Source organism: Zhihengliuella sp. (genome assembly GCF_031178195.1).
Lineage (GTDB): Bacteria > Actinomycetota > Actinomycetes > Actinomycetales > Micrococcaceae > Zhihengliuella.
In genome coordinates, this window is the sequence record NZ_JAPSJL010000001.1 from 494611 (window position 1) to 509806 (window position 15196).

14 protein-coding genes are annotated in these 15196 nt (G+C 71.8%); 5 read left to right on the plus strand and 9 right to left on the minus strand.

Going from position 1 to position 15196, the window contains the following annotated elements:
- Positions 1-31: 31 nt before the first annotated feature.
- The 5 genes from RIN46_RS02190 to RIN46_RS02210 form a co-directional block, all read right to left on the minus strand.
- Positions 32-1252, minus strand: coding sequence for an FAD-dependent oxidoreductase (locus RIN46_RS02190; RefSeq protein WP_309081361.1), 1221 nt, complete (start codon positions 1250-1252; stop codon positions 32-34).
- The gene (locus tag RIN46_RS02195; RefSeq protein ID WP_309081360.1) at positions 1249-1935 is read right to left on the minus strand and encodes a class I SAM-dependent methyltransferase; all 687 of its coding nucleotides are present in this window, start codon (positions 1933-1935) and stop codon (positions 1249-1251) included. Before RIN46_RS02195 ends, RIN46_RS02190 begins: the two co-directional genes overlap by 4 nt.
- Positions 1936-3330 (minus strand): type III polyketide synthase, encoded by a 1395-nt coding sequence (locus tag RIN46_RS02200; protein WP_309081359.1) that lies wholly within the window; start codon positions 3328-3330, stop codon positions 1936-1938. It abuts the gene before it with no gap.
- A gap of 84 nt (positions 3331-3414) precedes the next feature.
- The gene (locus RIN46_RS02205) at positions 3415-3996 is read right to left on the minus strand and encodes a GNAT family protein (RefSeq protein ID WP_309081358.1); all 582 of its coding nucleotides are present in this window, start codon (positions 3994-3996) and stop codon (positions 3415-3417) included.
- Entirely contained in the window at positions 3997-4980 is a 984-nt protein-coding gene (locus RIN46_RS02210; RefSeq protein WP_309081357.1) for a universal stress protein, read from the minus strand. It abuts the gene before it with no gap.
- A 100-nt stretch (positions 4981-5080) separates the two neighbouring features.
- Here RIN46_RS02210 and RIN46_RS02215 point away from each other — a divergent pair, with 100 nt between their 5' ends.
- Together RIN46_RS02215 and RIN46_RS02220 are read left to right on the plus strand one after the other, a co-directional pair.
- Complete coding sequence (locus tag RIN46_RS02215) at positions 5081-6526, plus strand: NCS2 family permease (protein ID WP_309081356.1); 1446 nt, start codon at positions 5081-5083, stop codon at positions 6524-6526.
- Between the two features lie 107 nt (positions 6527-6633).
- Positions 6634-7467: a DUF559 domain-containing protein gene (locus RIN46_RS02220; protein WP_309081355.1), complete on the plus strand. Its 834-nt coding sequence runs from the start codon at positions 6634-6636 to the stop codon at positions 7465-7467.
- A 129-nt stretch (positions 7468-7596) separates the two neighbouring features.
- Here RIN46_RS02220 and RIN46_RS02225 read toward each other — a convergent pair whose 3' ends face one another.
- From RIN46_RS02225 to RIN46_RS02235, 3 genes are read right to left on the minus strand one after another with little or no spacing between them, the layout of a single operon-like run.
- Positions 7597-8394, minus strand: a complete 798-nt coding sequence (locus RIN46_RS02225) for a fused MFS/spermidine synthase (protein ID WP_309081354.1) — start codon at positions 8392-8394, stop codon at positions 7597-7599.
- A 35-nt stretch (positions 8395-8429) separates the two neighbouring features.
- Complete coding sequence (locus tag RIN46_RS02230) at positions 8430-8957, minus strand: GNAT family N-acetyltransferase (protein ID WP_309081353.1); 528 nt, start codon at positions 8955-8957, stop codon at positions 8430-8432.
- Entirely contained in the window at positions 8954-9331 is a 378-nt protein-coding gene (locus RIN46_RS02235; RefSeq protein WP_309081352.1) for a thiamine-binding protein, read from the minus strand. The genes RIN46_RS02230 and RIN46_RS02235 overlap by 4 nt, the downstream gene beginning before the upstream one ends.
- Positions 9332-9615: 284 nt before the next feature.
- Between RIN46_RS02235 and RIN46_RS02240 the strand changes: the two genes are divergently transcribed.
- From RIN46_RS02240 to RIN46_RS02250, 3 genes are all read left to right on the plus strand, one after another.
- Complete coding sequence (locus tag RIN46_RS02240; protein WP_309081351.1) at positions 9616-11061, plus strand: amino acid permease; 1446 nt, start codon at positions 9616-9618, stop codon at positions 11059-11061.
- Positions 11062-11301: 240 nt separating this feature from the next.
- Positions 11302-13014, plus strand: a complete 1713-nt coding sequence (locus RIN46_RS02245) for an ABC transporter ATP-binding protein (protein ID WP_309081350.1) — start codon at positions 11302-11304, stop codon at positions 13012-13014.
- A 96-nt stretch (positions 13015-13110) separates the two neighbouring features.
- Positions 13111-13962 (plus strand): VOC family protein, encoded by an 852-nt coding sequence (locus RIN46_RS02250; protein WP_309081349.1) that lies wholly within the window; start codon positions 13111-13113, stop codon positions 13960-13962.
- Positions 13963-14023: 61 nt separating this feature from the next.
- Here the strand turns inward: RIN46_RS02250 and RIN46_RS02255 are convergent, their stop codons facing one another.
- Positions 14024-14968: a hypothetical protein gene (locus RIN46_RS02255; protein WP_309081348.1), complete on the minus strand. Its 945-nt coding sequence runs from the start codon at positions 14966-14968 to the stop codon at positions 14024-14026.
- Positions 14969-15196: the final 228 nt, after the last annotated feature.

Genomic DNA, 15196 nt, shown 5'->3' on the forward strand with positions numbered 1-15196 from the left:
GAAAGACGCGACCCGACAGGCGAGCCGGACGTCAGGCGCTCATCGTGAAGACGCGTGCGACGGCGTCGTGCACCGGGCCCGCCGCGGCGGCTCGTCCGATCGCCCCGTTGCGCAGGCTCAGCCACGGCTCCGCGAGCGGCCGACCGAGTGCCATGTTCAGATGGGCCTGGCGCGCGGCGGCCAGCGCGGCCCGGCGGCGGACAGCGCTGTAGTCGCGGAGGCGCGCAGCGACGTCGGGGCCCGGGCGGCTCCCGCCCTCCCGGCCGGCGTCGTCGTTCCCGTCGGCAGGGCCCGGCTGGAGGGCCTCCAGCAGGCGCGGGACGAGCATCGCCGCGTCGAGCCAGCCGAGGTTCATGCCCTGCCCGCCGATCGGGCTCACCTCGTGGGCCGCATCCCCGACCAGCGCCACGCGGCCGCGGACGAACCGGTCGGCGATGCGTCGCCTCACCGCGAAGGAGCTCAGCATCGAGTTCCGTCCCGGATCCAGTGCGACACCGGTGCGCGCCTCCACCGTGGCCGCCAGCCAGTCGGCGGTCGGCTGCGGGACGAGACCCCGGGTCCGCACCACCCAGCGCCGGACGCCGTCGGGCAGTGGGAAGGACTCGACGATCCCGTCGCGCTCGAGGTACAGCACCGCCAGGCGTCCCGGACCGGTCGGATCGGGTGCCGGATCCTCCGCGAAGTCGCCCATGGCGTAGGTGTCCGGATAGGTGCGACCGCGGGTTCCGATCCCGGCGGCGCTGCGGACGGTGCTGCGCGCGCCGTCGGCGCCGATCACGAAGCGCGCGGCGACCGGCCCCGCCGTCGTCCGCAGCTCCACACGGTCCGCACCGGCTGTGATGCCCTGGCGGAGCCCCCGCGCCTCCACGCCGCGGCGGAGGTCCGCGCCGGCCTCGGCGGCCCGCCGCTCGAGGACGGCCTCGGTGCGGAACTGCGGGACGGCCAGGACGAAGGGGTGCGCGCCCGGAACGCCGCCGAACGAGAGCCGTGCGACCCGGCGCCCGGCGCAGCGCGCCTCCCCCGCCGCGATGCGCACGCCGGCGCGGACGAGCTCCTCCGCCGCCCCGGCACGGGTCAGCGCGGCCAGCGCGGGCGGGTGGATGCCGATGGCGCGGGAGTGCGCGGTGCGCTCCCGCCGCCGCTCCAGCACGACGACGTCGGCCCCGGCCGCAGCGAGCAGGGTCGCCGTGTAGAGGCCGACCGGGCCGGCTCCGACCACCACCACGTCGGCGTCGAGCGTGCGGCTGCTCATCGCCGGTGGATCAGCAGGTTGCGGAAGGGCACCTGCGACTCGACCCGCCAGCCCTCCGGCACGGCGGCGCGGAGCTCGTCACGCCGGTAGCTGCGCCGGATCGACGTCAGCCCGTCCTCGCGGATGAAGGACCCCGGGAGCGGCAGGGTGCCGGCGGAGAACAGGGCGTAGCCGATCCGGGTCCGGGCGATGTCGCTGTGCACGGCGAGCCGCCCGGCGAGCGCCTCCGAGTCGCGGAGCAGCCCGGCGAGCTGTCCGGCATCGAGGTGGTGCAGGAGGTGGTTGGACGTGACGACGTCGTACCGGGCGCCCTCGGCGACCAGATCGGAGGTGTGCGCGCGGCGGACCGCGAGGCCCGGCAGCGGCGGCAGCGAGCGCATGTGGGCGTCGGCTCGATCGTCCGGATCGATCGCCGTGACGTCCAGGGCGAACCCGTCACGGGCGGCCCACCGGACGAAGGCGCGCGGGATGTCGCCGGCACCGGAGCCGACGTCGAGCAGCGTGGTGGGGCGCGACGTCGAGAGCGCCGGCCGGATCAGGCGCGCCCAGGTCAGCCTCCACCCGGACACCGCGGCGTTGACCAGGCGGAACTGGCGGTAGGTGTTCTCGAGGCGGAGGGGGTCGCAGTCGGGCCGGTCCATCTCCTCGACGGCGTGCTCGTCGCGGCGGGCCAGGGACGGCATTCAGGCGGAGACCTTGGTCAGCAGGGCGGTCTCCACCGTCAGGCCCGGCCCGAACGCCATGGCGCACACGCGTTCGCGGCGCACACCGCCGGGCCCCGCCGGGCCCGTGCCCGCGGCGGCAGGCGCCGTCATCGTCTCCCCGGGTTCGATCCCGTCGGATTCGGCCGTCGAGGGCTCGAGGTCCTCCGTGTCCTCGGGGCGGACCACCGGCGGCACTGCACCGGCCCGGACGGACGCGGACCGGGGCTCCCCCGCCCCCGCGTGAGTCCCGGACGCTTCGTCCGGACCCTCGTCGCCCCGACGGGTGTCCTCCGGGTCCTCGCCGACCCTGTCGTCCGGGACTCCGTCGTCGAGCTCCAGGATGTGCTTGAGCACGAACATCACCGTCGCGCTGCTCATGTTGCCGTAGTTCCGCAGGGTCTCCCGCGCCGGCACGAGCTGCTCGTCGGTCAGGCCCAGCCGCGCCTGCACCTTGTCCAGGATGCTGCGCCCGCCGGGGTGGATGCCCCAGTGCTCGATGTCCTTGTAGTCGATGCCGTGCAGCGTCGCGTCGCGCTCGAGCAGCGGATCCAGGGCCCCGACGATGTGGTCGTCGATGATGTGCGGGACGTAGTTGCCCAGCACCATCTCGAACCCCTCGTCGCCGATGTTCCACGCCATCGAATCCTCGCCGACGGGCGTCAGCGTGGTCTCGAAATGGTCGAGCGTCAGGTAGGAGCCGGACGGCGCGGGCAGGTCGCGGCGCCCCGAGACGACGGCGGCGGCGGCCCCGTCGGCGAAGAGCGACGTGCCGACGATCGTGTCCGGATCGTTGGACGAGCGCACGTGGAGCGAGCAGAGCTCCGCGCTGACCACCAGGACGACGGCGTTCGGGTCGGCGTCGCAGAAGAGCTTGGCCGCCCGGAGCGCGGGGAACGCGGCGTAGCAGCCCATGAACCCGAGGTGGTAGCGCTGGGCCGAGGCGTGCAGTCCGAGCGCGCGGACGATCTTGTAGTCCGGCCCGGGGTTGAAGAATCCGGTGCAGGACACGGTGATCACGTGGGTGATGTCGCCGGGTCCGACGCCCTCGGCCGCATCGAGGGCCTTCCGGGCCGCGTCCACGAACAGCGTGGTCCCGGCCTCCGCGTACACCTCGTTCCGGGCCTTGGTCCCCGGCCGGAGGATCTCCATCGTCGCCGCGTCGAAGAAGACCGGGTCGTCGCTCTGCCGGTCGAGCGTCAGCTCGTCGACGGCGGTGTAGCGGGTGTCGATGCCGGAGGAGTCGAAGGCGGCGGTGACCAGGCGCTTGCCGAGCCTGCTCAGCCCCGGCTGCGCCGCGAACACGTCGCGCACCACGGGTTGCACCATGACGGTGGCGGGAACGGCTGTCTCGAGTGACCTCATCAGCGCTGTCATGGTTCATTCTTAGGTGACGCCGCGACCGAAGACAACAGGTTGTGGCGCCGGGACCGGCCAGGCGCCGAGATTCCAAGTCAGCGCTCAGGTTGTCACGGACTCCCGGTCCCCCGACGACGGACGCTGGAGGGGCAGCAGGGAGGTGCTCGGCGCCGGATCGGTCGCCAGCCGGGCATGGAGTTCGACGTCGTACCGCTCCTGACCGTACCGCAGCTTCTGCCGTTCGATTCCCTCGGCGAGGAAGCCCGCCCGCAGGGCGACCGAGCACGAGGCCGGGTTGTTGGTCCGGTGACCGAGCTCCAGTCGGAACAGATCCTGCTCGAAGGCCCATGCGGCGACGGACGCCAGCCCGCGCGCGGCGAGGCCGCGGCCCCGCACCGACCGGCTCAACCAGTAGTACGCCCAGGCCGTTCCGTGCCGGAGCTCGATGGCGGAGAGGCCGATGTTGCCCACAGCCTGGCCGTCGACGTCGACCGCCCAGTTCCGGGACGGCGCCCCGCCGGCGCCGGGCTCCTGCAGCATGTGCTGCTCGATGAAGGACCGGGCCGCGAGGGGATCGCTCAGATCAGCGTCTCCGGTCTGGGGACCGAGATCCCCGCTGCGGGCCCAGGCCTCCGTCAGGGCCGGGGCGTCGTCGACCCGCCAGGGCCGCAGACGGGCCTCCAACTAGGCGGCGCCCTGGTCGTCGAAGTCCGGGCGCGTGGCGAGCCGCGGGTCCTCCCCGTCCGGGACGACCATGACCGGCCCGCGCGCATGGTGGAGGACACCCTGGCTGGTGGAGCCGAGCAGCATGCCGGCGAAGCCGCCGCGGCCCCGGGTGCCGACCACCGTGAGGCGGGCGCCCTCGGACTCCTCGACCAGCATCTCGATGGGCGGGCCGAGCACCACGTCGGTCTCGACCTCGAGGTCGGGGTAGTAGCTCTTCAGCCACCGGGTGCCGTTGGAGAGGTGATGGCGCACGTCGGCGAGCAGCGCATCCTGATCGACGGTCGCCGGCATCCACGCGAGCGCCCCGCTGATCGGCGGGATCCCGCAGACCACGCGCAGCGGGACGCCCCGGGCCATCGCGACCTCGGCCGCCACCAGGACGGCGAGGCGCGCACGGTCGGAACCGTCGACGCCGACGACGACGATGTCCCGCCGCTCCGGCGCATCCGCCGGGACCTCGCTGACGCACTGGGGCACCACCACGGTGGGGCATTTGGCGTGCGCCGGGAGAGCGGCGCTGACGGAGCCGAGCATACGGCCCACGAAGCCGCCGCGGCCGCGGGTCCCGACCACCATCAGATCGGCCTCTCGGCTCAGATCCAGGAGCACACCCGAGGGGTCGCCCGACTCCACACGGGAGCGCAGCTCGAGGCCGCTGGCGTCGAAGTCGGCGAGCGCCTGCTGGAGAACCTCCTCGGCACCCTCGCGGATGACGTCGTCGTCCAGCGTCGCGTAGCCGGCGTCCATGCTCGAGGCGGCGAACACGGGGATGGTGTAGGCGGTGACGACGTTCAGCGGCAGATGACGGCTCCGGGCCTCGGCGGCCGCCCACTTGAGCGCGCACTTGCCGGACTCGGAACCGTCGACGCCGACGACGATCCCATCGGCCGGGGCACTGGATGGTTCCGGCCGACCCATCGACCTGTTGCTGTTCGCGGTCATCATCGACTCCTTCAGCCGTGGCGCAACGCCATAGTTACATTGTTCACCTTTCCCCAGGTGTGGTCCATAACGCAAAAAACCGCGCCATACCATTGAAACCATGCAGAAAACTGGTGCCGGTCTGCTCGACCGCTATTTCATGATCACGGAGCGAGGCTCCTCCGTATCGCAGGAGATCCGCGGCGGCATCGCCACCTTCTTCGCCATGAGTTACATCGTGGTGCTCAACCCGCTCGTCCTCTCGGGCGCCGACGCCACGGGCGCCGAGCTCGGGCCGGCCCGCGTGGCTGCGGCGACCGCCCTGGTGGCCGGCATCATGACCATCCTCATGGGCGCCTGGGCCAAGCACCCGTTCGCGATGGCCGCCGGCTTGGGCGTGAACGCGTTCCTGGCCATCACCGTCGCCACCAATCCGGGCCTGACCTGGCCGGACGTCATGGGTCTGGTGGTCATCTCCGGTACCACCATGCTGATCCTGGTCCTCACCGGTTTCCGTACGGCCGTGTTCCGGGCGGTTCCGTCCTCGCTGAAGACCGCGATCGTCGTCGGCATCGGCATGTTCATCGCGCTCATCGGCCTGGTCAACGCCGGGTTCGTCCGCCGCATCCCGGATGAGGCCGGCACCACCGTCCCCGTCGGGCTCGGCTTCGACGGCGAGCTCATCGGCTGGCCGACCCTCGTCTTCATCGTCGGCCTGCTCGTCACGGCCGCACTCGTGGTGCGCCAGGTCCGCGGCGCGATCCTGATCGGCATCATCATCGCGGCCGTGCTGGCCAACATCCTCGAGGCGGTCTTCCACATCGGCTCCAGCGTCGAGAACCGGTTCGGCTGGTCGCTCGTGGTCCCGTCCATGCCGACGTGGACGTCGCCGGACCTGAGCCTCATCGGTCAGGTCAACGTGTTCGGAGCATTCCAGAGCCTGGGCGTCACGGCGGCCGCGCTGCTGGCGTTCGTCATCCTGCTGTCGATCTTCTTCGACGCGATGGGCACCATGGTGGGCCTCGCCAACGAGGCCGGGACCGTGGACACCGAGGGAAACATCCCCAACGTGGACCGGGTCCTGCTCGTCGACGCCGCCGGCGCCGTCGTCGGCGGTGGCGCGTCCGTGTCCTCGAACCAGCTGTTCGTCGAGTCCGGCGCGGGCATCGGCGAGGGCGCACGCACCGGCCTGGCCTCGATCGTGACGGGCGTCCTCTTCCTGCTGGCCATGTTCCTCACGCCCCTGATCCACCTGGTCCCGTTCGAGGCCGTCGCCCCGGCGCTCGTCGTCGTCGGATTCATGATGATCACCCAGGTGGTCAAGATCGACTGGAGCGACTGGGGCGTGGCACTGCCGGCGTTCCTGACGTTCACGCTGATGCCCTTCACCTACTCGATTGCGAACGGCATCGGCGCGGGCTTCGTCGCATTCGTCTTCCTGCGCGCCCTGCAGGGCCGGGCGAAGGAGATCCACCCGTTGATGTGGGTCGTCGCGGCGGCGTTCGTGCTGTTCTTCGGGATCGGCGTGATCGAGCAGGCGATGGCCGGGGGCGAGGTCCCGGCCTGATCCGACCGCGGGCACTCCTCTTCCACGACCGCTGAAGCCAGCGCGGTCCTCCACAACAGCCGTCTTTCACGGGGCACGGGTCGGCCGCTCGGGCCGACACTGCGGGGATGGACATCTCGGAGCTGCTCGGCCGGCACGGCGTGCTCACCCGGTGCGACCTCGCGGAGTTCGGCCTCTCCCGGCGACAGCTCGACCGAGTCTTCGCCCTGTACCCGAACCCTCGGCCGGGGGTGATCTGCGACCCCCTCCTCGGTCCCCAGGCCCAGGAGGCCCTGCGGCTCACGGCCGCACTGACCTGCATTTCCGCGGCCGAGCACTACGACCACTGGGTTCTCCGGCCCTCTGGAACCGTCCACGTGGCCACGGCTCATTCGCACGCGCTGCGGCCGAGCCCGCTACGGATCGTCAGGCACCGCGTCCGCCGAGCAGCCCTCGTGGCGGTGGACGAGCAGCAGATGTGCCTGCATGCCGCCGCATGCCTGGAACCGACAGATGCCGCCGTCATCATCGAATCGGCCGTCGTCCGGGGACGCGTGTCCCTCGACGGCCTCTACGCCGGTCTGGGGAACCGCCAGGGCCGACAGGCGCGGCGTGCCCTCGGCCTCGTCCGGGGCACCGCCGACTCGCCCATCGAGGTGGTGGCCCGGGCCACGTTCATCGAGGCCGGCCTCCCGTTCCAAGAGCAGGTCTACCTTCCGGGCATCGGGCGCGTCGACTTCCTCGTCGCCGGACGGCTGATCGTCGAGCTCGACGGCTGGCAGTGGCACGGGAACAGGGCCGCCTGGCAGAACGACATGCGGCGCGACCAGTTCGCGGTCCGCTCCGGATACCGCTCGGTACGCTTCAGCGCCTCCCAGGTGCTCAACCAGCCGGATTTCATGCTCGACACCGTCCGTGAGGCGCTGTTCCGCGGCGCAAACGAGCACCGTTCCCCCTTTTAGCCGGGGTCGACAGGCGCACCGGGCCTCTGACTGGGCACGCTGCGGAGTCGTCCACCCCTGGGTCAGTCGAAAAGGGGGAATCTTGCACACCCCTCCGCCGGAGTGCAGAAAACGGAGTGCAGGAAGCAGTCAGCGGGCGAAGGCGCGAACCCTCGCGTCGTCCCAGTAGGTGGCGGGCACGCCGCCGCCGAGGAGTTCGCGGCCCAACGCCGGCAGGGCAGCCTCAGGCAGGACGGGCGACTGCGAGGCGGCGATGACCACGTTGCCGCGCCGACGCCCCTTGAACATCGCGGGATCGGCGATGGCCGCCACGTGACGGAACACCGAGCCCAGGACCGCGGCCTCGCGCCGGAACTCCGCGAGGTCCGGCGCATTGCCGCTGTTGACCAGGTACAGCCCGCCGACGTCGAGCACCCGGTCCGCCTCAGCCGCCGTCGTCTCGCCGGTCAGCGCCGCAGGCGTCGTGTCCCCCGCGAAGACGTCCCGGATCATCACGTCGCGGGTGGACTCGGTCAGGCTCGCGAGGACCTCGCCGGCCTCGCCGACGCGCAGACGCAGCAGCGGCGCCCGGGGCAGGTCGAACCACTCGCGCACCAGCTCGGCCAGCCGACCATCGAGCTCGACCACCACCTGGCGCGCCTCCGGGTACGTCGCGTGCACCCAGCGTGCCATCGAGCAGGCCCCACCTCCGAGGTGCAGCACCCGGAGCCGCCCCTCGGCCGCGTGCCGGGCGCGCAGGAGCGCGGCCATCCAGCGCATGTACTCGAAGTCCAGCCGCTCCGGATCCGCCAGGTCGACGTGCGAGGACGGGACGCCGTTCACCTGCAGGATCCAGCCCGTGTCGCTGTACGGGTCGCGCTCCAGCGTGGCGACGCCCGTGTCGATCGGGTAGTCGCCCGGAGCGGGACCGGCCGGCGTGGAGGCCACGGATCCAGCGGACCGGCGTCCGCGCCCCTTGGCCACTAGCGGCGCACCAGCCGCACCTCGTCGAGGCCGGTCCAGTCGACGCCGTCGCCCCAGTCGCCGCACGGCTCGACGCGCCCGTCCGGGGCGAAGCCGTGCTTGCGGTAGAAGGCGATCGCGCGGTCGTTGCCCTGGACCACCCACGCGAGCGCGGGTCCGGTCCCGACCGCGGTCTGCAGGAGCCGCTCGCCCAGCCCGGTCCCGTAGTAGGCGGAGCGGACGTAGAGCATCTGCAGCTCGACCGGCACGCCGGTGTCGGCGTCGTCGTCCTGGGTCGGCGTGCCGCCGGCGCAGCCGACGACCGAGCCCTCGGCGTCGACCGCGATCCAGAACTCCGCACCCGCGGCGAGGCCGCGCAGCCACCAGTCGGTCTCCTTCTCGAGGCCCGCCTCCTTGGCGGCGAAGAACGACTCCGGCCGCACGTGGGCGTAGGTCTCGCGCCAGGCGGCGAGCTTCATCTCGAGCGTCGGGCGCACATCATCGACGGTGGCCTTGCGGAGGGAGACGCTCAGGCCCGCGGTGCTCACGCCTCGCCCGCGACGCCGGAGCCGGCTCCCTGCTGGTCTGTGCCCTGCCGGTCTGTGCCTTGCTCGCGTGCGCCCTGCTGGTCGAGGGCGCGCTCGAGCCGCTCGATCTTCCCGTCCAGCTCGCCCGTGCGGCCCGGCCGGATGTCCGCCTTGAGCACCAGGGACACGCGGTCACCGTAGGCGCCGACGGCCTCGGTGGCGCGCTTGACGACGTCCATGACCTCGTCCCATTCCCCCTCGATCTCGGTGAACATCGAGGACGTGCGGTTCGGCAGGCCAGACTCGCGGACTACGCGCACGGCGGCCGCGACGGCGTCGTGCACGGAGCCGTCGTCGTGGGCGGAATTGGGGGCTGCGGAGAAGGCGACGATCATGCCTCAAGGGTGCCACGGCGGGCCGGACGATGCCACGGCGCACGCGCCGGGCGCCTGGCGGACCGGCACGATCGAGGGCCGCGGACCGTCGGGCCGTGGCCGGCCGGGAAAACGCCGGCCCACTACCGCAAAATCGATCCCGGACGCAAGAGGGGAACGCCATAATGTGACCTAGACGTCATCTTCGTGACACACTTGACGCTGCTGTTTCGGGACAAGGCCGTCCCGAGGCCTCCGGACCGGTCACCATCGGTCCGAGCCGCACAATAGACCCGAGGACCTGCATGACCTCCACGACCACGTCGGCGCCTGCTGTCGCCAGCCACGAGCTGGACCGCAAGCTGTCGCTGCGCCACATCCGCTTCATCGCCCTGGGCTCGGCCATCGGGACGGGCCTGTTCTACGGCTCTTCCGAGACGATCCAGGCCGCCGGACCGGCCGTGCTCATCGCCTACCTGATCGCCGGCTGCGCCGTCTACGCCGTGATGCGGGCTCTGGGCGAGATGGCCGTCCGCCACCCCGTCGCCGGCTCCTTCGCCCAGTACTCCGGCCGCTACACCAGCCCGCTGATGGGCTTCCTGACCGGCTGGACCTTCGCGTTCGAGATGATCATCGTCGCGATCGCGGACATGACGGCCGCCGCGACGTACATGAAGATGTGGTACCCGGACACCCCGGGCTGGATCTGGATGGTCGCCGCACTGGTGCTGATCTGCGGCCTGAATCTCATGCGCGTGAAGGTGTTCGGCGAGCTGGAGTTCTGGTTCACGCTGATCAAGATCGTCACCATCGTCGCCATGATCGTCGGCGGGCTCTACCTGATCGTGTTTGGCATCAGCCTCGGCGGCTTCGAGCCGGGTCCGCACAACCTGTTCGAGCACGGCGGCTTCGCGCCCTTCGGCGTCTGGGGCATCATCATGAGCCTCGGCATCGTGGTCTTCTCCTTCGGCGGCGTCGAGACCCTCGGCATGACCGCCGGCGAGGCCGGCGACCCCGCCCGCGCCATTCCGCAGGCCGTGAACACGGTCCCGGTCCGCATCCTGATCTTCTACATCCTCACCATCGGCGTGATGCTCTGCCTGATCCCCTGGACCGAGGTCGGCTCCGGCGAATCGCCGTTCGTCCTCGTCTTCTCCCAGCTGGGGCTGACGGCGGCCCCGCACATCATCAACGCCGTCGTCCTCACCGCCGCCCTGTCCGCGATGAACTCCATCACCTACGCGGCGACCCGCACCATGTACGGCCTGGCCGAGCAGGGCCACGCGCCGAAGGCCTTCACGCGCATCTCCCGTTCGGGCGTGCCGACGTGGCCGGTCGCGATCGTGGCCGCGTGCCTCGTGGTCGGGCTGTTCGTCTACCTCCTGATCCCGGACCAGCTCTTCGTGATCGTCGCGTCGATCGCCACGTTCGCCACGGTGTTCACCTGGGCGTCGATCCTGCTGGCACACCACGGCATGCGTACGGAGATGAAGCGCGACGGCGTGGTCTCCGCCGGGTTCGCTGCCCCGCTGTGGCCGGTGCTGAACTACGTGACGCTCGGATTCATGGCGCTCGTGGTGCTGATCCTGGCGTTCACCGACGCCGGACGGACGGCGCTCGTGGTCGGCGCCGTGTGGATGGGCCTGCTGGTCGTCGGCTACAAGCTCTTCATCGGCACCGAGGGCCGCAAGCGCCCCGTGCTCGCGCTCCGCGAGGAGCTGCCAGAGGCGGCCCGGACCTCCGCAGAGTAGCGGAGACTGGTCCCATGAGCCGCCTCGACGCCTACGCGGTCGTCGAGGCGGCGGCCACCCCAGTTGCGCCGGGGCCTGGACCTGGCGATCGATGCGGTGAACGACTCCGCCGAAGCGCGGAGCCAGTGGAAGCGCCGGGCCGCGCGGAGCTGACGCTCATCGATGCCCGGCGGCCCGCCCGAGGACGCGCCGCCTGTGATGTGAAGCACATCCGCCACAAGTTTGAGGCAGGATGGACCCATGACCGATTCGCCTGCCGCCGCCACCGCCCCGCTCCTGGAGATCTCCGACCTCGCCGTCGACTTCAAGACCACCCACGGCACCGTCTCCGCGATCCACAGCGCCTCGCTGACGCTGGAGGCCGGGCGGACGCTGGCCATCGTCGGCGAGTCCGGATCCGGCAAGAGCACGACGGCGATGGCCGCCATCGGGCTGCTGCCCGGGAACGCCCGGCTCAGCGGGAGCATCAAGTTCGACGGCCGGGAGCTGCTGGGCCTCGACGAGAGCGAGCTCCAGAAGATCCGCGGCAAGCACATCGGCATGGTCCCGCAGGACCCGATGTCCAACCTGAACCCCGTGACGCGGATCGGCCAGCAGGTGGCCGAGACGCTGCTGGCGCACGGGATGGCGACCAAGAAGACCGTCGACGCCAAGGTCGTCTCCACGCTCGAGGCCGCGGGCATCCCCGACGCCGCGGCGCGGGCCCGGATGTACCCGCACGAGTTCTCGGGCGGGCTCCGGCAGCGTGCCCTCATCGCGATCGGCCTGGCCTGCCAGCCGCGCCTGCTGATCGCCGACGAGCCGACCAGCGCTCTGGACGTCACCGTCCAGCGCGTCATCCTGGACCAGCTGCAGCAGATGACCGAGGAGCTCGGCACCGCCGTCCTGCTCATCACCCACGACCTCGGCCTCGCCGCCGAGCGCGCCTCCGACCTGGTGGTCATGCACCGCGGACGCGTGGTGGAGGCCGGGCCGGCGAAGCAGATCCTCGAGGACCCGCAGGACCCCTACACCCGCTCGCTGGTCAACGCCGCACCGTCCGTCGCCGCGGCCCGACTCACCCCGGGGGCCTACGCCGCCGACGCGGCCGAGCGCGAGCGGGCCGCGGCCGCCGTCGCACTGGAGAAGGGCCTGGACCGCGAGAAGGCGACCGACAACATCGTGGAGCTGCGGGATCTGACCAAGGTCTACAAGCGCCGCGGCTCCCACGACGACTTCTACGCCGCGAAGAACGTGACGCTGGAGCTGCCGCGCGGCTCGACGGTCGCGATCGTGGGCGAGTCCGGGTCCGGCAAGACGACGACGGCGCGGATGCTGCTGAAGGTGATCGAGCCGACGAGCGGGACCATGCTGTTCGACGGCCAGGACGTTGCCACGCTGGACAAGGCGGCCCTGAACGACTTCCGGCAGCGGGTCCAGCCGGTCTTCCAGGACCCGTACTCGTCGCTGAATCCGATGTTCACCATCGGCAGGATCATCGAGGAGCCGCTGAAGGCCTACAGGCGCGGGACCGCGGCGGAGCGCTCGGCGCGGGTCCGCGAGCTGATGGACCAGGTGGCGCTGCCGCAGTCGATGCTGCGCCGCTATCCGTCCGAGCTCTCGGGCGGCCAGCGCCAGCGCGTCGCGATCGCGCGGGCGCTGGCGCTGAAGCCGGAGCTGCTGGTCTGCGACGAGCCGGTCTCCGCCCTCGACGTCCTGGTGCAGGACCAGATCCTCAAGCTCCTCGGCCGCCTGCAGCGGGAGATGGGGCTGAGTTATCTGTTCATCTCCCACGATCTGGCCGTGGTGCGCCTGATCTCCGACTACGTGTGCGTGATGAAGGACGGCGAGCTGGTGGAGGCCGCGACGTCGGAGGAGATCTTCACGAATCCCCGGCATCCGTACACGCGCCGCCTGCTGGCCTCGATTCCCGGCAACGAGCTGGACATCGAACTGGACCCCGAGGCCGCCTGAGCGGCCCCGGCCATGCCGCCGACCGCGCGCTCCGGGAATAGCCCCGGCCAATTGGTTGTTGGTTCAAGTAATTCTCATCCGACACCAGGAGGCAGCATGCCGGTCCTCGACCGCCTCGACGCGCGCAGCACGGTCGGCACCGTGACGCTCAAGGTCGCCGATCTCGACGCGCAGATCCGGTACTACACCGAGGGCGTCGGCCTCGCGGTCCTCGAGCAGCACGGCCCGACGGCGGTCCTCGGCCGGCCCGGCCGCCCCGCCGTCGTGCTGGAGCACTCCCCCGCCCTGCGGCACGCACCGGCCGGGTCCGCGGGGCTGTTCCACACGGCGATCCTGTTCGAGTCCCGCGCGGACCTGGCCCGGGCGGTCGCCTCGGTGGCGCGCCGTTACCCGGGGCGGTTCTCGGGCGCGGCCGACCATCTGGTCTCCGAGGCGTTCTACTTCGACGACCCCGAGGGCAACGGCGTGGAGCTGTACTTCGACCGCCCGCGCGAGAGCTGGGAGTGGGACGGCACGCGCGTCCGGATGGCGACCAACTACCTGGACCCGCAGCAGTACGTGGCCCACCACCTCCGGCAAGACGCCCCTCCGGCCGGCGCGTCCGTGGGACACGTGCACCTGAAGGTCGGCGACGTCGGCACGGCGCGCGACTTCTACGAGTCCGTGGTCGGGTTCGACGTCACGGCGACCGCCGGCGCGCACGCCGTGTTCTTCTCCGTGGGCGGCTACCACCATCATCTCGCCGCGAACACGTGGACCTCGCGCGGCGCGCTCGGCCGGACCCCCGCGCTGGGCCTGGGCGAGATCGACCTGGTCCTGCCGGACCGCCAGGCGATGGGCGCCCTCGCCGAGCGCCTCGCCGCCCGCGGCGTGGAGGTGCACGACGACGGCCGCACGCTCACGTTCGAGGACCCCTGGCGAAACGCCCTCCGCGTGACGGCACCGTAGGGCCCGCCCCGAGCGAGCCCGAGGCTGCGCCGGTGCGCGTGGGGCCCGCCGTCGGACGCCGCTACGGGCGCGTGAGTGCGGCGCCCAGGACGACGACGGCGCGCTGGAATCCCTGGCGGGCGTCCTCGCGAGTGAACCGGTAGTTCCGCCACCCACTGGCCGTGAAGCACTCGTCCCTGCGGATGTCCCGCTCCAGCTGCTCCGGCGTCCGGTGGTAGGCGCCCTCGTAGTGCACCGCGATGCGGTGGGCGCGGTAGCCCATGTCCGCGGCGACCGAGGTCCGACTCGCCGGGTCGAGATTGATCTGGAGTTCGGGCTCCGGCAGGCCGGCGCGGACGAGCGCCAGCCGGAGCCGCGTCTCCTGCGGCGAGTCCGCTCCGACGCGACCGAGCGCGAGCGCTTCCCTGGCTCGGGAGAGGCCGCGCGCCCCGGCGTGGGCGCCGAGCAGGGCGGCGAGGCCCGCGCGGGTCTCCCAGGGCTCCCGTCGGCCGTCCAGCCGTGGGTAGGGATGACGGACCAGCTGGTCTGCGATGACCACCAGCTGGTCGACGCTCAGCTCAGGCGCCAGGTCCAGCCAGGTCCGCCCGGGCGTGGTCACCCATCCGGCGAGGCCTCGCGGTGCGTACGGGACGCCGTCGTGGGCCAGCACCTCCCGCGGGCCGACCGCGCGCTGGCGACCGGCGATCCCGCCTGCACGGACCGGGGGCCGGCCGGCCGGAACGCAGACATGCAGCCGGGCGTCCTCGAGCAGCCTCCGTGGGGCCCAGAGATCGAAGCGGCGCGCGGCGCTGGCATGCGAGAGCCAGAGCCGGGGCCGCCAGTACCGCAGCGCCGCGGCCTCGGCGAGTTCGCTCGGCTGCGCGTCGCCGTGGGCGTGCAGACCGGGACGGATCCGCCGGATGTCCGTAGCGCGCAGCCGGTCGCGCGGGAGGCCCAGATCCTGTGCCTGACGGGTGCTGAAGACGCGGTCGACGAGCTCAGGCGGTACGGGCGCTCGGGCGGGCATGCTCCATCATCGCTCGGAATCGCGCACCGGCCCGAGTTCTCCACAGTCCGGCGCCGCTGCACCAGCTGGCGCCGGGCGACCCCGCCCAGCCGTGACCCCTCCCCGACGAAACGGCAATTCGGGGGCCCGGGTTCGCCGTTTGGTCCCCCGGAACGACGGTTCGAGGCGCAGTCGGACGAGGGTCGCAGCCCAATCGTCGTTTCGAGGCACGATGTCGCCCGTCGGTCC